This window comes from Affinirhizobium capsici (genome assembly GCF_977018625.1).
The window spans coordinates 2,356,755-2,373,450 of sequence record NZ_CDRNXD010000004.1 but is presented as its reverse complement, the minus strand read 5'-3'; the positions used below and the strand labels follow the sequence as shown (position 1 = coordinate 2,373,450).

At 56.4% G+C, this 16,696-nt stretch carries 17 protein-coding genes; 9 read left to right on the top strand and 8 right to left on the bottom strand.

Going from position 1 to position 16,696, the window contains the following annotated elements; genetic code table 11:
• Positions 1 to 5: 5 nt before the first annotated feature.
• Complete coding sequence (gene grpE / locus AC0JZ1_RS14745; RefSeq protein ID WP_471883084.1) at positions 6 to 641, top strand: nucleotide exchange factor GrpE; 636 nt, start codon at positions 6 to 8, stop codon at positions 639 to 641.
• 271 nt (positions 642 to 912) lie between these two features.
• On the opposite strand, the gene ptsN is transcribed toward grpE, so the two are convergent.
• The 6 genes from ptsN to lptC form a co-directional block, all read right to left on the bottom strand.
• Positions 913 to 1,374 (bottom strand): PTS IIA-like nitrogen regulatory protein PtsN, encoded by a 462-nt coding sequence (ptsN, locus tag AC0JZ1_RS14740; RefSeq protein ID WP_471883083.1) that lies wholly within the window; start codon positions 1,372 to 1,374, stop codon positions 913 to 915.
• Positions 1,375 to 1,439: 65 nt separating this feature from the next.
• Complete coding sequence (gene hpf, locus AC0JZ1_RS14735) at positions 1,440 to 2,012, bottom strand: ribosome hibernation-promoting factor, HPF/YfiA family (RefSeq protein ID WP_471883082.1); 573 nt, start codon at positions 2,010 to 2,012, stop codon at positions 1,440 to 1,442.
• A 261-nt stretch (positions 2,013 to 2,273) separates the two neighbouring features.
• The gene (rpoN, locus tag AC0JZ1_RS14730; protein ID WP_471883081.1) at positions 2,274 to 3,803 is read right to left on the bottom strand and encodes an RNA polymerase factor sigma-54; all 1,530 of its coding nucleotides are present in this window, start codon (positions 3,801 to 3,803) and stop codon (positions 2,274 to 2,276) included.
• Between the two features lie 151 nt (positions 3,804 to 3,954).
• Entirely contained in the window at positions 3,955 to 4,749 is a 795-nt protein-coding gene (lptB, locus tag AC0JZ1_RS14725; protein ID WP_471883080.1) for an LPS export ABC transporter ATP-binding protein, read from the bottom strand.
• Between the two features lie 15 nt (positions 4,750 to 4,764).
• Positions 4,765 to 5,355 carry an LptA/OstA family protein gene (locus AC0JZ1_RS14720; RefSeq protein WP_471883079.1) on the bottom strand — a complete coding sequence of 197 codons (591 nt, stop codon included), beginning with the start codon at positions 5,353 to 5,355 and terminating at the stop codon, positions 4,765 to 4,767.
• Positions 5,352 to 6,035, bottom strand: a complete 684-nt coding sequence (gene lptC, locus AC0JZ1_RS14715) for an LPS export ABC transporter periplasmic protein LptC (RefSeq protein ID WP_471883078.1) — start codon at positions 6,033 to 6,035, stop codon at positions 5,352 to 5,354. The genes AC0JZ1_RS14720 and lptC overlap by 4 nt, the downstream gene beginning before the upstream one ends.
• A 202-nt stretch (positions 6,036 to 6,237) precedes the next feature.
• Here lptC and sppA point away from each other — a divergent pair, with 202 nt between their 5' ends.
• The 3 genes from sppA (at position 6,238) to AC0JZ1_RS14700 (ending at position 7,977) form a co-directional block, all read left to right on the top strand.
• Positions 6,238 to 7,191: a signal peptide peptidase SppA gene (gene sppA, locus AC0JZ1_RS14710; RefSeq protein WP_471883077.1), complete on the top strand. Its 954-nt coding sequence runs from the start codon at positions 6,238 to 6,240 to the stop codon at positions 7,189 to 7,191.
• 27 nt (positions 7,192 to 7,218) lie between these two features.
• Positions 7,219 to 7,524 (top strand): integration host factor subunit beta, encoded by a 306-nt coding sequence (locus tag AC0JZ1_RS14705; protein ID WP_377397079.1) that lies wholly within the window; start codon positions 7,219 to 7,221, stop codon positions 7,522 to 7,524.
• Between the two features lie 117 nt (positions 7,525 to 7,641).
• Complete coding sequence (locus tag AC0JZ1_RS14700; protein WP_471883076.1) at positions 7,642 to 7,977, top strand: lipopolysaccharide assembly protein LapA domain-containing protein; 336 nt, start codon at positions 7,642 to 7,644, stop codon at positions 7,975 to 7,977.
• Here the strand turns inward: AC0JZ1_RS14700 and AC0JZ1_RS14695 are convergent, their stop codons facing one another.
• On the bottom strand, positions 7,978 to 8,436 hold the full coding sequence (locus AC0JZ1_RS14695) for a CoxG family protein (protein WP_471883075.1): 459 nt from the start codon (positions 8,434 to 8,436) through the stop codon (positions 7,978 to 7,980). It abuts the gene before it with no gap.
• Between the two features lie 128 nt (positions 8,437 to 8,564).
• Between AC0JZ1_RS14695 and AC0JZ1_RS14690 the strand changes: the two genes are divergently transcribed.
• The 5 genes from AC0JZ1_RS14690 (at position 8,565) to olsB (ending at position 14,182) form a co-directional block, all read left to right on the top strand.
• Positions 8,565 to 9,683 (top strand): class I SAM-dependent methyltransferase, encoded by a 1,119-nt coding sequence (locus AC0JZ1_RS14690; RefSeq protein ID WP_471883074.1) that lies wholly within the window; start codon positions 8,565 to 8,567, stop codon positions 9,681 to 9,683.
• Positions 9,680 to 10,537, top strand: coding sequence for a TrmH family RNA methyltransferase (locus AC0JZ1_RS14685; protein ID WP_471883073.1), 858 nt, complete (start codon positions 9,680 to 9,682; stop codon positions 10,535 to 10,537). Before AC0JZ1_RS14690 ends, AC0JZ1_RS14685 begins: the two co-directional genes overlap by 4 nt.
• Positions 10,534 to 11,052 (top strand): signal peptidase II, encoded by a 519-nt coding sequence (gene lspA / locus AC0JZ1_RS14680; protein ID WP_471883072.1) that lies wholly within the window; start codon positions 10,534 to 10,536, stop codon positions 11,050 to 11,052. Before AC0JZ1_RS14685 ends, lspA begins: the two co-directional genes overlap by 4 nt.
• A 47-nt stretch (positions 11,053 to 11,099) precedes the next feature.
• A complete protein-coding gene (locus AC0JZ1_RS14675) occupies positions 11,100 to 13,193 on the top strand; it encodes a hybrid sensor histidine kinase/response regulator (protein ID WP_471883071.1) in 2,094 nt (697 codons plus the stop codon).
• Between the two features lie 113 nt (positions 13,194 to 13,306).
• Positions 13,307 to 14,182, top strand: a complete 876-nt coding sequence (gene olsB, locus AC0JZ1_RS14670; RefSeq protein WP_471883467.1) for a l-ornithine N(alpha)-acyltransferase — start codon at positions 13,307 to 13,309, stop codon at positions 14,180 to 14,182.
• A 58-nt stretch (positions 14,183 to 14,240) separates the two neighbouring features.
• Here olsB and AC0JZ1_RS14665 read toward each other — a convergent pair whose 3' ends face one another.
• The gene (locus AC0JZ1_RS14665) at positions 14,241 to 16,541 is read right to left on the bottom strand and encodes an NADP-dependent malic enzyme (protein ID WP_471883070.1); all 2,301 of its coding nucleotides are present in this window, start codon (positions 16,539 to 16,541) and stop codon (positions 14,241 to 14,243) included.
• Positions 16,542 to 16,696 lie beyond the last annotated feature (155 nt).

The window sequence follows — 16,696 nt, the reverse complement described above, 5'->3', positions numbered from 1 at the left end:
ACGTCATGACCGACGAGACGAAGAAACCCGGACCTGACGCGGCAGAAAACCAGAATACGGCTGAGGCCGTGGCTTCCGCACTCAATGAAGACGCGTCCGAAGCTGCCGATGTGAACGAGCCGGACCCAATGGACGTTCTCAGGAACGAGAACAACGAGCTTCGTGACCGTTTCCTGCGACTTGCTGCGGAAATGGATAATCTTCGCCGCCGCACCGAGCGCGATGTGAAGGATGCCAAATCTTACGCTGTCACCGCGTTTGCCCGAGACATGTTGGCGGTGTCCGACAATTTGCGGCGCGCGCTGGACTCCATTCCAGCAGACTCCAAGGAGTCGGATGATGCTGGGCTGAAAGCCTTGATCGAAGGCGTCGATATGACCGAGCGGGCCATGCTCTCCGCGCTGGAACGTCATGGCGTGCGCAAGATCGATGCAGAAGGCCAGAAGTTCGACCCCAACTTCCATCAGGCCATGTTCGAAGTGCCAAACCCGGCAGTGCCGAACAATACCGTCGTGCAGGTGGTTCAGGCAGGTTATGTTATCGGTGAGCGCGTGCTTCGCCCCGCTATGGTTGGCGTTGCCAAGGGTGGCCCAAAGGGCGACGCTGCTGCCAACACGGAAGCGCAAGCAGACAAGGCTTGACGATAAGGCAGGTCGGGATTTTACCTCCTCGCTTCCACACATGAAAAAGGTCCGCTCTTCAAACGAGGAGCGGACCTTTTTTCATTTGTCTGAATAATTGAGGCCGGGTGCTGGAGCATGTCGCGCAAAACTCTGTAGCGGTTTTGCGATAACGACATGCGTAAAAACAAGAAGTTAAAGTAGGTTGCATGAGGCTGATAAGCTGCAACGTGCTTTAAGTCTTCCAGCAGCGGATGTCTTGAGAAGCAGTTTCACTCTCGATGGGAGGGGGTCAGGCCGCGTTCGCCTGTTCCTGGTTCAGGAAAGCGTAGATCGCGGAAGCCGAATCGGTTGCGCGTAGCTTTGCAACGAGATCAGAATCCCGCAGCACGCGCGCAATTCTTGAAAGAGCCTTCAAATGGTCAGCGCCTGCACCTTCCGGTGCCAGAAGCAGGAAAATGAGGTCCACGGGCTCGTCGTCCAATGCCTCAAAATCCACAGGCGTTTCCAAACGCACAAATAATCCCTGGATTGCCCCAATGCTGCCAAGCTTGCCATGCGGAATAGCAATGCCGTGACCGACACCGGTTGAACCGAGCCGCTCACGCTGCAGGATGACATCGAAGATCTCGCGCTCCGGAATCCCCGTCAGCTTGGAAGCTTTGGCGGCGAGTTCCTGGAGAAGCTGTTTCTTGGAATTGACCTTGAGCGCGGGAATTATCGCATCTTGCTGCAGCAGATCTGCCAACGCCATTCTTTTCATCCTTCTGCCCCCCGACATGGGGGAACGGGAGTGCCGCTTAGGCACTCCCTTCAGGCTTATCCCTTTATACTGGCGGCGTCGATCCAGCCAATATTGCCGTCATTGCGGCGGTACACGATATTCAGTTCTTTCCCCGGATTTCTGAAAAACAGAACCGGTTCGTCCGTCATGTCGAGCGCCATCACGGCGCTGGCCACAGTCATCGTCTTCAGAGGTTTGGAGCTTTCCGCCACGATTGTCGGCGCAAAATCTTCCGGAACCTCTTCAGCTTCATCCGGCACGGCATCCATGACGGTGTAGGCAATCTCTGCATAACCATTCTGGGTTGCGCCAGCATGGTGATCACGCAGTTTTCGCTTATAGCGACGCAGCCGCTTTTCAATTCGTTCAGCAGCAGCATCAAAACTGACCTGCGGATCATTCGCCTCGCCTGCGGCATGCAGAACAATGCCCGTATCGAGATGCACCTTGCAATCCGTTGCAAAGCGCGGGCCGGATTTCTCAACGATCACCGTGCCCGAATAACCTCCATCGAAGTATTTTGTAACCGCCTCCCCGATATGGTTCTCGATCCGCTGTCTGAACGAATCGCCGATTTCCATATGCTTTCCGGATACACGCACACTCATGGAATTCCTTCCTTCTTGTCGTGACTTGCACGAAGCAGTCTACGTCAAGCAGCTCCAGCATCCAAGCGTCTGTGTTGCTCGATTGCCGATTTGAATGCCGATTGGCCTTTATCAGCGGTTACCGCCCGGCCAAAGCCGTCCCTTTCTCGTTGGTGCGGCGCGCTTCTATCCACCAATCCTTAATAAGTCAACGCAGATTCTGGGAATCACTCAGGCATAGCACTAGCCTATGTCCGTGAAAATGGCGGTCCTTCGCCCTTCCTAGCCAGAACTGACTTTAGCCATGGCGCGCTTTTCGCGACGACGTTGCACCGAGCTTGGGATGTTCATAGCCTCGCGATATTTCGCCACAGTGCGGCGGGCAAGATCAATCCCGGCCGCTTTCAGGCTCTCGACTATATCGTCATCAGACAGAACGGCGTCCGTTGCTTCCTGCGAAATCATCTGGCGAATGCGGTGGCGAACCGATTCTGCAGAGTGGCTATCGCCGCCCTCGGCTGAGTTGATCGAAACGGTGAAGAAATATTTCAGTTCGAACAGGCCACGCGGTGTCAGCATGTATTTATTGGACGTCACACGGCTCACAGTGGATTCGTGCATTTTGATTGCTTCGGCGATAGTCTTCAGATTCAGCGGGCGAAGATGATCCACCCCATGTTGTAGAAAGGCATCCTGCTGCCGCACGATCTCAGTGGCTACTTTCATGATTGTCTTGGCGCGCTGGTCGAGGCTGCGTGTGAGCCAATTGGCGTTTTGTAAGCATTCACTGAGGAAGTTGGCATCTTCGCCCTGTCGAGGCGTATTCTTGGAAACGCTTTGAAAATAGGTCTGGTTTATCAGCACACGGGGGAGCGTATCTGGGTTCAGCTCTATCAGCCAGTTCCCGTCAGTGCCGCGTTGCACCACAACATCGGGTAGAATCGCTTCATACCCGGTTGGTTCAAAGGCGCTACCGGGCCTCGGGTTGAGCTGCCGGATTTCCGATAGCATGTCGAGGAGGTCTTCCTCATCCACTTCGCATAGGCGCTTGAGGCTGGCGAAATCACGCTTGGCCAGAAGGTCGAGATGGGCGACCAGCATTCGCATGGCCGGGTCGAAGCGGTCTTTTTGTTGCAATTGAATGGCTAGGCACTCGGCAAGCGATCGCGCAAAGATGCCGGGCGGGTCTAGCGTCTGAAGGGCTGCAAGCACCTCTTCCACTTGACCAAGTCGGGCTCCCAGGCGATCTGCCATGTCTTCCAGATCCGCCTGCAAATATCCGTTTTCATCCAGATGATCGACGAGATGTTGCGCAATCAGACGGTGTTCGTCGCTTGAGATCAGTAGCGGGATCTGTTGCCCGAGATGATCCCGCAGGCTGGCGTCTGAAGCAACGAAGTCTTCCAGATCGTAACCATCGGCGCTCTCGCCGCCGGGCATGGACTTCCATTGCCCCATAAGTTCAGGGGCATCCGGCTTGCGGTCACCATTATCGTCAGGAAACACATTTTCGAAGTTCGCATCCAGCCGTTCCGCCAGATGATCCGAACTCTGGTCCCCCGTATCGAACCATTCCGCATCGCTTGCGGAATCCGGACGAAGCAGTTCAGTTTCGCCTGAAGGTTCATCACCGGTGCCTGCTTCACTATCATTTGGCGAAAATTCAAGCAGCGGGTTCTTCTCGACCTCTTGGGCAATAAACTGGGTGAGTTCAAGGTGCGTCATCTGAAGCAGTTGGATGGACTGCATCAGTTGCGGCGTCATGACGAGCGATTGGGACTGGCGCAGCAAAAGGCTGGCAGAAAGAGCCATGATGGACGCGAAACTCCCTAAAAAGCCGGTTTCGGCCGCCTCTTGATCTTTGAGGAGGACCAGAAGGGCCACTTGGCCCAAAAATTGCTTTTTTGGAAGATTTGGTCAAGCGCGGACGTGCAGCCAGACCAAGAATCTGCTTGGCTTTGGTTTACAGATGAAACTTGTCGCCAAGGTAAAGACGCCGCACATCGGCATTGTTGACGATATCTTCAGCCCGACCATGCGTCAGCACTTCACCCGCATGAATGATATAGGCGCGGTCGATGAGGCCCAATGTTTCACGCACATTGTGGTCCGTAATGAGAACGCCAATGCCACGCGCTGTAAGGTGACGCACGAGATTCTGAATATCGGAAACCGAAATTGGATCGACGCCGGCAAACGGCTCGTCCAGCAGCATGAAAGCAGGGTCGGTCGCCAGTGCTCTAGCAATTTCCAAGCGGCGACGCTCACCGCCGGAGAGAGCCACGGCAGGCGATTTGCGCAGGCGGCTTATGTGGAATTCTTCCAGCAGCTCATCAAGCTTGCGCTCACGCTTCTGCTTGTCCTTCTGGTGAACTTCCAGAACGGCGCGAATGTTTTCCTCAACCGTCAGGCCGCGAAAAATGGATGCTTCCTGCGGCAGGTACCCAACACCCAAGCGCGCCCGCCGGTACATCGGCATACGGGTCACATCATTGCCGTTGATGGCAATCATGCCCTCATCGACGCCAACAAGCCCTGTAATCATGTAGAAGCAGGTGGTTTTGCCTGCCCCGTTCGGACCCAAGAGGCCGACCGCCTCGCCACGACGGACGATCAGCGACACACCATTGACAACGCGACGGGTGTCGTAGGTCTTGGAAAGGCTATGGGCGATGAGGGTGCCTTCGTAGCGGGCTTTGTCCTGAGGGTCGAAACCCTCAGGAGCCTGCGTCTGTGCACGCGAGGAAAAAAGAGCCATGTAAATCCGGTTCGCTTACTGCTTCGGCTTTGATTTCGGGTCGAGCATGATCTCAATCCGTTTGCCGCAGTTATCGAGCTTTGCCTCGCCCGTATCCACATGCACAATCAGCTTGCAGCCGGTTAGAACATTGGGACCATCGGTCAGTACGACCTTGCTTCCGGTCAAGGTGAACATCTGCGAGGCCATATCGTAGACGCCGTCATCGCCGGTCGCTGTCTGCGTTCCGGAATTCAGGAACACCTTGCCGGACACAAAGATCTTGTCGATGTCCTGCTGCCCGGACGTGACGCTGCTTCCGCCGCTATTGGCGTTCGAACTGCCACCGCCTGCCGGATCGCCCTTGTAGAGCACGGTCATCTTGGCTGACTTCATGGTTGTCGTGCCCTGCACAACTTCCACATTGCCCGTGAAGAAGGCTTTCTTTTCCTGATCCTTGATTTCGAGCTGGTCGCTCTGGATCTGGATTGGCTTGTCGTTGGACAGCTTCATGCCGTCCATCTGCTTGGTTGTGGACTGGGCGCTGGCCACAGTCGCAAGACCTGCGACAGCCATACCGGCAAACCAGGAGAGAAGGCGGATCGAGTATAGGCGGCGATTGATCATTGGGCCGGGCTCTGGTTGTCTTGTTTCTTGGAAGCGGAGCGGTCCAGGTTAACCTGAACCTTTCCCGCAAAGCTGATGGTTTTGCCGTTATCCAATATCTTCATCGACTGCGCAATAATGGACGCGTCCGGCGTTGTAATCTTTACCGGGTCCACCGATTCCATCAGGCTCTTGGGTACATCCAGGCGAGCAGACTGAAAATAGCCGGTCGTACCGTTGCTCAGGTTCACCTGAAACGGTGCCGTCATGTTCAATTGGTCCTTGGCACGGTCAAATATACCGCCCTTCGCAGTCACGCGTGCGATCACGTCACCGCTCATCGGCATGGCAGCCTTCACGTTCTCAAGCGTGATCATGTTCGGATCGGCCACATCCTGAAGGGCGCGCACTGCCGTCATTGAATAGCTGATGCCCTTTTCATTGCGGCCTGCAATCGCCGGACTTTCCATGACGATCTTGCCATCTTCGATGCGGGCGCTCTGCACGGTCAGATTTTCCGGCAGGTAGGAACGAATGAATGTAACGGCGATGAAGATCAGTGAAACGATCACCGCCGCCACCGGAAGAAGAACGCGAAGTCGTTTTACCCGCCGTGAGTGTGCGAGTGCCGATTGATAGGCGTTGTTCTGGCCGCCTGCAGGTTGCGGGGCCTCGGGAGTGCGAGCAAGCTTTTGCAGCATGAGAACCTTCAAAACCGTTCCTCGGCGGCCAAAAATGCTGTGCGCGGCGCGGAGGGAGGCGGACTAATCGAGCCCTAATATGGCTTTTCTGGATCAAGAAACAATAACGAATGACACAAATTCGTGTAAACGATATCGATCTTGCGCAAAGATCGTAAATAAGTCAGTCATCGCGCTAGGCCTATCAGGAGATATCAAGACCATGGATCAGTCGGCAATCGCGGACCGGCGGCAACTGCGGCGTAAGCTTACCTTCTGGCGCGTGGCCGCTGCATTTCTTGTTCTGGCGATTGGCTTCTCGCTCTACAGCGCAACGAAAAAAGGCTCTGGCTCTGCTGTGCCGCATGTGGCACGCGTCGAAATCTCCGGCATGATCCTTGATGACGATGAGCTGATCGAGCGCCTGGAGACGATTCGCAAGAGCCCGCAGGCGAAGGCGCTTGTCGTATCCATTTCGTCACCTGGCGGCACAACCTATGGCGGGGAGCGCATTTTCAAGGCGCTTCGTGCCGTTGCGGCTGAAAAGCCTGTTGTTTCGGATATCCGTACCCTTGCGGCGTCTGCAGGTTACATGATCGCTTCCGCTGGCGATACGATCATCGCCGGGGAAAGCTCGATTACCGGCTCCATTGGCGTCATTTTCCAGTATCCTCAGGTGCAAGAGCTGATGAACAAGCTCGGCGTGTCCCTGGAAGAGATCAAATCCGCGCCTATGAAGGCGGAACCCTCGCCCTTCCACGCCCCGCCGGAAGAAGCAAAAACCATGATCCGCAGCATGATCATGGATAGCTATGCCTGGTTTGTTGATCTGGTGGCAGATCGGCGCAAGATGCCGCGCGAAGAGGTTCTTCAGCTGGCAAATGGTGCGATCTTCACCGGCCGTCAGGCATTGAAGGTGAAGCTGGTGGACAAGCTGGGCGGAACGCCCGAAATCCGCGAATATCTGACCTCTCGCGGCATTTCTGCCGATCTTCCCATCGTGGAATGGAAGAAAAAGGATGAGTCAGGCTATTTCGGCCTCTCCTCCATGGCCCTGCAACTGGTGCGCTTGGTCGGTTTGACGCCGGAACAGACGCCCGGCGCAATACAAGACCTGCTGCATCGGAAGTTGTTTCTTGACGGTCTTGTTTCCGTTTGGCAGGTTGGCAATGATTAAAAACCCAATTTTATCAGGGGGAAATCCGTGATCAAGTCCGAGCTGGTGCAGATCGTTGCGGCGCGTAACCCGCATCTCTATCACCGTGATGTCGAGAATATCGTCAATGCCGTTCTGGATGAGATCACCGATGCGTTGGCGGCTGGCAACCGCGTTGAGCTTCGCGGCTTCGGTGCCTTCTCCGTCAAGAACCGTCCTGCGCGTTCGGGTCGCAATCCGCGCACCGGCGATACGGTGTTCGTGGAAGAAAAGTGGGTTCCCTTCTTCAAGACGGGCAAAGAGCTTCGCGAGCGGCTGAACCCCGATCTCGCTGATGAAGAAGACGAGGATTGAGATTGTTCGTGATCCTTCGAGGATCGCGTCTTCTTGAAAGCAGCCGGGAAGAACCTATTCTGAAGGAGAGCGGTGCGCGTTGCGCACTCTCGCCTTTACGCGCCAAGGGAGCAAGCCATGAGCCGAATCCGCAAGATCGCCAGCCTTGTTATCTTCATCCCGCTGGGGATTGTGCTGATCGTTCTGTGTGTGGCCAACCGGGAGCCGGTGCGGCTTGCGCTGAACCCGTTCCAACCCTCCGACTCGGTTCTTTCCGTCACAGGTCCCCTGTTTCTGATGCTGTTTCTGGCGCTTCTCGTCGGGATGCTGATTGGTGCTTTGGCTACCTGGTTTGCTCAGGCAAAGTATCGCCGGCAGGCACGCATTGAAGCACGGGCGGCCATCGCGCGCGAAAAGCAGAATGACAATCCTGCTCCTCGCTCGACGGAAAAGGCCGTGGTTGTCTCCGGTTGATCAGCCCACTTCGGCTGAATTTCCGGTCAACGCGGCGTTGAAATCTGCAAAGAATTGCTGAGCCAGTTTTTGGGAGGTGGAGCCAATCAGGCGCGACCCCAATTGTGCCAGTTTACCGCCTACCTGTGCATCGGCGCTATATCGCAGGATGGTATTCTCTCCGTCCTCAATGAGCACGACATCAGCAAAGCCCTTGGCAAAGCCTGCGATGCCGCCCTTTCCTTCGCCGGAAATCCGGTAACTTTCCGGCGCATTGATATCGGAAAGCGTGACTTCGCCATTGAAGCTGGCAGAGACGGGGCCGATCTTCAGTTTGACACTGGCAGCAAGCTCCGTCGGCGATTTCTGCTCCAGGCTCTGACAGCCAGGAATGCACTGGCGCAAGATTTCCGGATCGTTCAACGCGCGCCACACTGTCTCGCGTGGGGCTGCAATGCGTTCTTCACCGCTAATTTCCATGTTATCCTCCCCGATTGTTCTCCCGGATGAACATATTAGCTTCGTAATCAGCGAAAGGGAAAGCCCTTTGCCAAGCGCGAACCCAATGCTATTTGCTGCCCTATAAAGAAGATAGCGGATAGAGCGCTTTGAAGAAGAAACCGACGCGGCAGGAGCCGTCATCGCAGAAAAAGGCATCCGGCCCCGGCTTTAAGCGGGATCATGGCCCAAGACCTGCAGCCCATGCAAAGCCGCAAGGGCAGAAATCGCAGCGAACCGCAGAGCGCGAGACGCCGAAGTCGCAGGCATCTGCCGCACCGGCAGAAGTTCGCCCGCTTATTCTAAGGCAGGGAGACCTTCCGGTTGAGCGTGTGCCTGTCATTCTCGAATCGAAAGGGGCGGGGGATTTCCACCTTATCGATAGCGGGGCCGGGCTGAAGCTCGAGCAATACGGTCCATATCGAATTGTTAGGCCGGAAGCGCAGGCGCTCTGGCAGCCAAGTCTGCCTTCGCATGTCTGGGACAATGCGAATGCGATCTTCACTGGAGATACGGATGAAGATGGCATGGGGCGCTGGCGCTTTCCGAGTGAAGCACTCGGCGAAACCTGGCCTCTCTCTCTGTTAGGCGTCGACTTTCTCGGCCGCTTCACCGCCTTTCGGCATGTGGGCGTTTTTCCAGAGCAGATTGTTCACTGGTCATGGGTGAAGGAGCAGGCTGAAAAGGCTGAGCGTCCGATAAAGGTTTTGAACCTGTTCGGCTATACAGGTGTTGCATCATTGGTCGCTGCCGCAGCTGGTGCTGAAGTCACCCATGTCGATGCTTCAAAGAAAGCCATCGGCTGGGCGCGCGAAAACCAGTCGCTTGCCCGGCTGGACCGTGCGCCGATTCGCTGGATTTGCGAAGATGCCATGAAGTTCATCCTGCGTGAGGAGCGTCGTGGCAATCGTTACGATATCATTCTTGCCGATCCGCCGAAGTTTGGCCGTGGTCCCAATGGCGAGGTTTTTCATCTTTTCGAGCAATTGCCGCTGATGCTGGATGTGTGTCGTGAAATTCTTGCCCCGAAATCGATCGGTCTCGTGCTGACCGCCTATTCGATCCGGGCAAGCTTCTATTCCATCCATGAGTTGATGCGCGAAACCATGCGCGGTGCCGGTGGTGCGGTCGAATCCGGTGAACTCGTGATCCGCGAAGCTGGTCTCGATGGCAAAACGCCGGGACGTGCTCTCTCCACATCTCTCTTCAGCCGCTGGGTGCGCACATGAACGACGAATTTCGTAAGCCCGGTGCGCGTCGCGTCGGACAGGTCAAGGAAGTCACCAGCCTTTCGAACCCTATCGTCAAGGATATCAAGTCACTGACGAACAAAAAGGACCGTGAGGATACCGGCACGTTTCTGGCGGAAGGTTTGAAACTCATCATTGATGCGGTGGAGCTGGGCTGGGAAATCCGCACTCTGGTTTACGCCAAAGCCGCCAAGGGCAAAACGCTCGTTGAGCAGGTGGCGGCCAAAACCGTGGCCCGTGGCGGGCTTGTGCTGGAAGTCAGCGAAAAGGTCCTCTCCAGCATTACCCGTCGCGATAATCCGCAAATGGTTGTCGGTGTGTTTGAGCAGCAATGGAAGCGGCTTGACCAGTTGGCGCTGGAAAGAGGCCAAACCTTGGTCGCCCTAGACCGTGTTCGCGACCCTGGAAATCTCGGAACGATCATCCGTACGGCCGATGCAGCCGGTGCGTCGGGGGTGGTTCTGGTAGGCGATTGTACCGATCCTTTCTCACTGGAAACTGTGCGCGCCACCATGGGCTCTGTGTTTGCCATGCCGGTTTATCGCGCTAGCGCCGAAGAATTCCTGGCCTGGACAAAGCGCTCCGGCGGGCAGATCGTTGCCACCCATCTGGCCGGTGCCGTGGATTACCGCACCATCGATTATGATCGCAAGCCAACCATTTTGCTGATGGGCAATGAGCAATCCGGCCTGCCAGAGCATTTGGCGTCAGCAGCGGATCGGCTCGCACGCATTCCGCAGGCGGGACGGGCGGATTCACTCAATCTGGCGGTCGCCACCGCCGTCATGTTGTTCGAAGCACGCCGCACACAACTTTCCCTGGAGGCAAAATGACCGTGTTGGAGCCAAAGTCCATTGCTGCCCCCACACTGCTTTCTCGGCCCGTGCCGATTCTGGTCTTCGTCCTTCTGGCGGTGCTTGCCGATCAGCTGATCAAGATTGCCGTGGAGATGTATCTTCCCTTGCAGGAAGCTGTGCATGTTGTGCCGTTTCTGGCGTTGTACCGCACCTATAATCTCGGGGTTGCCTTCTCGATGCTGGACCATCTCGATGGTTGGTTCATCGTTTCCATGCGTCTTGTCATCGTGGCCTTCGTCATCTGGCTCTGGCGGCGTACTCCGAAAAACCGGTTCTTTGCTCACACGGGTTTCGCGCTGATTATTTCTGGTGCGCTTGGCAATATTTTCGACCGCTTTCTGTACGGGCATGTCATCGATTACATTCTGTTCTACACGGAAACCTGGTCATTTGCCGTCTTTAATCTGGCCGATAGTTTCATTACGGTTGGTGCAGCCTGTGTGATTGTCGACGAGTTGCTGGGTTCTCGGAAGCACATTACCAAAAATTGACAGCAATCGTAATCAATCGGAAGTAATCGTGTGATAAGCCATCTCAGATGCGTATCCTCGCCGACCTTCATGAGAAACTGCGATCCACCCTCAGCGCGACAGAGGTGCATGGGGGCGACTCCGTTCGTGCTGCGCCGAACGAGGAGCCGCAGCGGCATGGTCTTCTTTCGCGCGTAAAAGCCTATCTCGGCACTCACCGCCTCAAGCGAATGGCGTCTGAACTCGGCCCTGTTATGCCTTCAGGCACTCATCACGTTCATGATCTTGTGACGCTGGATGCACAGGCATTTCTAGAAGGTCAGGAACTTCTCTCCCAGTTGGCGGTGGTCCGCGATAGCCGGGGATTGATCGTAGGCGCAAACAGGCTCTTCAGAGAAATTCCGGGCTGCGAGGAGCCGTTTGGGTCCACCCTGGAGCGGTTGGGCTTGCCGCTCTCTGCTCGTCTGGTCACACAGGACATCGATATTGAACTGTCGATCGAGCGCGAGCTTCGCATATTCCGTTGGCGCGATATTCTGGTCAAGCAGACGGGCTTGGAGCAGGAGCTTATTTTCAGTACTGCCCGCGATGTGACGGAAGAGCGGCGTGTGGCTCATGCCAAGGATGAGGCCAGGCTTCAGGCTGAGGAATCGAGCCATGCCAAAAGTCGTCAGTTGGCAACTGTCGTTCATGAGTTGCGCACGCCGCTAAACGGCATTCTGGGCATGAGCCAGCTGTTGCAGCATACGCAACTGACGCCAGAGCAGCGCAATTATATCGGCGGGATTTCCCAGGCCGGTTCCGCCATGGCGCAGTTGGTGGACGATCTTCTGGATTATTCTACAATCGAGGCTGGCCGGTTTCGCCTGAATAGCCGTGCTGAGAACATCCGTCAGTTGCTGGAAAGTGTGGTGGAGATGATGGCCCCGCGGGCCCATCAAAAGGGTATCGAAATCGGGGCGACAGTCGCCTATGACGTTCCAGCCCTGATGGACTTTGATCCGGCACGCCTCAGGCAAGTGCTGTTCAATGTCATCGGCAATGCCGTGAAGTTCACGCAGATTGGCGGCGTTCTTATTCGCGTCCAGCTTGAGGGATCACGTTTGGTTATCACCGTTGCCGATACTGGTCCCGGTATGACCGAAGGGGACCGGGAGCGTATATTCAAGGAATTTGAGCAAGCCGGGGATGCTGCGGAGCGAAGCGGTGGAACGGGTCTCGGTCTTTCAATTTCCTCACGCATCCTGCGTGAATTTGGCGGAGCGCTTTCTGTCGATAGCCGCCGTGGAATTGGCACGACCTTCACCATTAGCCTGCCCGCAATATCCGCCGATGCTGGCAAGGAAGGCAGCGACCGTATGCTGCTTCTGCGTTCCTCCCGCGTCTTGTTCCTGGCACCGGATGGCCCCGCCGCAGAGGCAACTGTTGCCAGCATCGAAACTTTGGGTGGTCGGTGCCGCCACGTTCGCACGGTCTCGGAAGCGGAATGGGTCATCTCCAATTCAGCACGGCAAAATCTCGCTTTCACGGATATGATTGTCGATCATCGCATCGGTGGTGTGGATGGCATGGGGCCGGTTGCGAGCCGCATCCGACGCATCCTCCTGGTCAGTCCCGAAGAGCGCGGCCATCAGCGTTGGGATGCCTATGATGCCTGGCTTATCCGGCCCCTGAGAGAGCAGTCGCTCGTAGATGTTCTGCGGGGGCGCTTAGGCGGAGGGCAAAGCCATAGGGCTTCGGCAACTCCAGAAGGTATCACAGCATCGGAGCCATCCTTTGCTATCGGGCTTCAGGTGCTGCTCGCGGAAGATGATCCCGTCTCTGCCATGATGGTCGGAGCCGTCTTGCGAAAGGCAGGCTGCACGGTTCAGCATGTGAGCGATCTGGTCGCGCTTGAAGCCATGGCACTGGCTGAGCGGCGGCCGGATCTTATCATCTCAGACCTTCATATGCCTGGTGGTGAGCTTTCCGATGTCCTGAAGCGGCTCGACCGTGATGGGTCGCGTACCCCTATTCTGGTCCTTTCAGGCGAAACAGATGAGGCTGTGAAAAATGGAATTCTTGCTGATGGCGCGGATTGCATTTTGCAGAAGCCTGCCGATCCTCACCGTTTGCTGCACGAGCTAAAGCAGCTATTGGACCAGCAACGCCAGACGGTGTAAGTCTAATCGTGCTGTTGCAAGTTCTTTATGAATGATAAATTTGCACCCAGGCACGTCACTTTCCTGTCGCATAATGGTGTTTTATGAAGTCCACCAACGGGGACGGTAAATCAATGAATGTCGATCTTCTCAAGCGAGAAATCCAAGAGGATATCCAGCGTGAGCAGGAGCCGCAGGCTGGCTTGCCCGCAGATGTGTTTGGCCGAATCGGCAGCATGGAAACGCGCCTTGCGCGAAACAGCCGCGAAATTGAAGCGGCCCAGGCCATTCGCTACAAGGTTTTTGTTGAGGAAATGGGCGCGACCTTGCCACCGGAAGCCATGGCCTTGGGACGCGACTTCGATTTCTACGACGAGATCTGTGATCATCTTCTGGTGGTCGACACAGCGCTGACGGGTGAGCCGGAAGACCAGATTGTCGGCACTTATCGCCTGCTGCGACAAGAGGTTGCCATGGCAAATGGCGGCTTCTACTCGGCAAGCGAATATGACGTCGCTCCGCTTCTGGCACGCCATCCTGAAAAGCGCTTCATGGAATTGGGCCGCTCCTGCGTGCTGCCGCACTATCGTACAAAGCGCACAGTGGAACTGCTGTGGCAGGGCAACTGGGCCTATGCATTGCGCCATAAGATGAATGCCATGTTCGGCTGCGCGTCCTTCTCCGGCACCGATCCGAAGAACCATGCGCTTGCCCTTTCCTTCCTGCACCACACCGTGGGTACAAAGGATGAATGGGCGGTGTCTGCCCGTGCAGAGCTTTTCCAGGATATGAACCAGATGCCGATGGAGGAGATTAACTCCCGTCAGGCATTGATGGCACTGCCGCCGCTGATCAAAGGATATCTGCGTCTGGGGGCCATGGTGGGCAACGGTGCCGTGGTCGATCAGGCTTTCAACACAACGGATGTGCTGATCGTGCTGCCCATCGAATCCATCTCCGGCCGATACATCAACTATTACGGCGCGGATGCGGGTCGCTTCGGCGGCTGAGCGATGAAGGAGTTGGTTTTTGCAGCCCGGCGCCGAACAGCGCCGGGCTGATCCATTTTCAGCTTCCGGCGTTATAGGCGGCGATGGCTGCCATGTTCACGATATCGGAATCCTTCGCGCCCATGGAGGTGATCTGGACCGACTTGTCGAGACCCACGAGAAGAGGTCCGATCAGCGTCGAACCGCCTAACTCTTCCAGCATTCGGGTTGAGATTGAGGCGGAATGAATGGCGGGCATCACCAGCACATTGGCCGTGCCGGAAAGCCGATTGAACGGGTACTGCTCCATGCGGGCCGCGTTGAGCGCAACATCTGCAGCCATTTCGCCGTCATATTCAAAATTGACCCGCCGCTGATCGAGAATGGCAACCGCTTCACGCACACGCTCAGAGCGTTCGCCACGCGGCTGGCCAAACGTGGAATAGGCCAGCATCGCCACACGTGGCTCATACCCCATGCGGCGTGCCAGACGCGCTGCTTCACAGGCTATGTCGGCCAGATCTTGTGCGCTTGGCATATCATGCACAGCTGTATCGGCAACGAAAACAGTGCGACCGCGAGAAACGACGATGGAAACGCCAATCACCTTGTGGCCGGGCTTTGGATCGATGCAGCGTCGCACATCGGCAAGCGCTGTCGCGTAGTTTCGCGTAGTACCCGTCACCATTGCATCCGCATCGCCAAGTGCCACCATGCAGGCAGCGAAATGGTTTCGGTCATTATGGACCAGGCGTTGGACGTCGCGCAGCAGATAGCCTTCCCGCTGAAGCCGCGCATAGAGGTAATCGATATAGGCTTCGACACGGTTGGACAGGCGCGCATTGACGATTTCGATGCCGATACGGTCGAGTTCGATGCCGGCTTTTTCGGCGGTTGACCGGATGACATCATCACGTCCCAGGAGAATGGCTGTGCCAAGCCCCTGGTTGATGAAGGATACGGCAGCGCGCATGACCTGTTCTTCTTCCGCCTCGGCAAATACCACGCGCTTCGGGCTGCGCCGTACCTGGGCGTAGATGTTCTGTGTGGTAGCAGCGATCGGATCGCGCCGTGCGGAAAGCTCGCGGCCATAGGCGTCCAGATCTTCGATTACCTTGCGCGCAACGCCGCTTTCGATGGCCGCTCTGGCAACGGCCACTGGAATGGCCGAGATGAGGCGCGGATCGAAAGGAACAGGAATAATGTATTGCGGCCCGAAGCGCGGGCGCACGCCCTGATAGGCGGCAGCCACGTCATCGGGCACATCTTCCCGCGCCAGATTGGCCAGCGCTTGCGCGGCTGCAATCTTCATATCGTCGTTGATCTGGCGCGCCCGCACATCAAGCGCCCCACGGAAGATGTAAGGAAAGCCGAGAACATTGTTGACCTGGTTAGGATAGTCCGAACGGCCCGTTGCCATGATCGCATCGTCACGAATCTGGGCCACTTCTTCCGGTGTGATTTCCGGGTCGGGATTTGCCATGGCAAAGATGATCGGGCGATCCGCCATGGAGCGGATCATCTCTTCCGTGAAGGCTCCTTTTTGCGAGAGGCCGAAAACGACATCCGCACCCTTCATGGCCTCTTCCAGTGTGCGGCTGCCGGTCTTCACCGCATGGGCGCTTTTCCACTGGTTCATGCCTTCGGTGCGGCCCTGGTAGATCACGCCCTTGGTATCGCAAAGGATGATGTTTTCCGGGGCAAAGCCCATGGCCTTGATAAGCTCGATGCAGGCGATGGCCGCCGCACCCGCTCCGTTGCAGACAAGCTTCGCCGTCTTGAGGTCACGGCCGGTGAGCTCCAGCGCGTTGATGAGGCCTGCCGCTGCAATGATCGCCGTGCCGTGCTGGTCGTCATGGAAAACCGGGATATCCATCAGCTCGCGCAGGCGGCTTTCAATGATAAAGCATTCCGGAGCCTTGATATCCTCAAGATTGATGCCGCCAAAAGATGGGCCGAGATAGCGCACGCAGTTGATGAACTCGTCGACATTTTCTGTATCGACTTCCAGGTCGATCGAATCCACATCTGCGAAGCGTTTGAAGAGAACGGATTTGCCTTCCATCACCGGCTTTGAAGCCAGCGCGCCGAGATTGCCAAGGCCGAGAATGGCAGTGCCGTTCGAGATGACGGCGACCATATTGCCGCGTGTCGTATAATCATAGGCGGTGGCAGGATCAGCGGCGATGGCTTTGACTGGTACGGCAACGCCCGGCGAATAGGCGAGCGAAAGGTCACGCTGCGTGGCCATCGGCTTGGTGGGTACGATTTCAAGTTTGCCCGGACGACCCTCGGCGTGAAAATCGAGCGCTTCCTTTTCTGTCACAGATGGACGCGCATTTTTGCGACCCTTCGGCGGTTGGCTTTCCTTGGCAGACATGTCCCCTCCAGCATCTTGTGGGCATCGCTTGTGTTTCGACTGCGCGATATTGTGTTCCCAGGGTCATAATCGATAAAGTCACCCACTAGCCTGCGCAACAAAAAATGGCCGGAAGATTTTGCTGAACCCATCACCAGACGTTTTGAACACAGCCG

Excerpts from the sequence above, each read along its gene's own strand:
- grpE (WP_471883084.1), top strand. The coding sequence starts at position 6 with ATGACCGACGAGACGAAGAAACCCGGACCTGACGCGGCAGAAAACCAG.
- ptsN (WP_471883083.1), bottom strand. The coding sequence starts at position 1,374 with ATGGCGTTGGCAGATCTGCTGCAGCAAGATGCGATAATTCCCGCGCTC.
- hpf (WP_471883082.1), bottom strand. The coding sequence starts at position 2,012 with ATGAGTGTGCGTGTATCCGGAAAGCATATGGAAATCGGCGATTCGTTC.
- rpoN (WP_471883081.1), bottom strand. The coding sequence starts at position 3,803 with ATGGCTCTTTCTGCCAGCCTTTTGCTGCGCCAGTCCCAATCGCTCGTC.
- lptB (WP_471883080.1), bottom strand. The coding sequence starts at position 4,749 with ATGGCTCTTTTTTCCTCGCGTGCACAGACGCAGGCTCCTGAGGGTTTC.
- AC0JZ1_RS14720 (WP_471883079.1), bottom strand. The coding sequence starts at position 5,355 with ATGATCAATCGCCGCCTATACTCGATCCGCCTTCTCTCCTGGTTTGCC.
- lptC (WP_471883078.1), bottom strand. The coding sequence starts at position 6,035 with ATGCTGCAAAAGCTTGCTCGCACTCCCGAGGCCCCGCAACCTGCAGGC.
- sppA (WP_471883077.1), top strand. The coding sequence starts at position 6,238 with ATGGATCAGTCGGCAATCGCGGACCGGCGGCAACTGCGGCGTAAGCTT.
- AC0JZ1_RS14700 (WP_471883076.1), top strand. The coding sequence starts at position 7,642 with ATGAGCCGAATCCGCAAGATCGCCAGCCTTGTTATCTTCATCCCGCTG.
- AC0JZ1_RS14695 (WP_471883075.1), bottom strand. The coding sequence starts at position 8,436 with ATGGAAATTAGCGGTGAAGAACGCATTGCAGCCCCACGCGAGACAGTG.
- AC0JZ1_RS14685 (WP_471883073.1), top strand. The coding sequence starts at position 9,680 with ATGAACGACGAATTTCGTAAGCCCGGTGCGCGTCGCGTCGGACAGGTC.
- lspA (WP_471883072.1), top strand. The coding sequence starts at position 10,534 with ATGACCGTGTTGGAGCCAAAGTCCATTGCTGCCCCCACACTGCTTTCT.
- AC0JZ1_RS14675 (WP_471883071.1), top strand. The coding sequence starts at position 11,100 with ATGCGTATCCTCGCCGACCTTCATGAGAAACTGCGATCCACCCTCAGC.
- olsB (WP_471883467.1), top strand. The coding sequence starts at position 13,307 with ATGAATGTCGATCTTCTCAAGCGAGAAATCCAAGAGGATATCCAGCGT.
- AC0JZ1_RS14665 (WP_471883070.1), bottom strand. The coding sequence starts at position 16,541 with ATGTCTGCCAAGGAAAGCCAACCGCCGAAGGGTCGCAAAAATGCGCGT.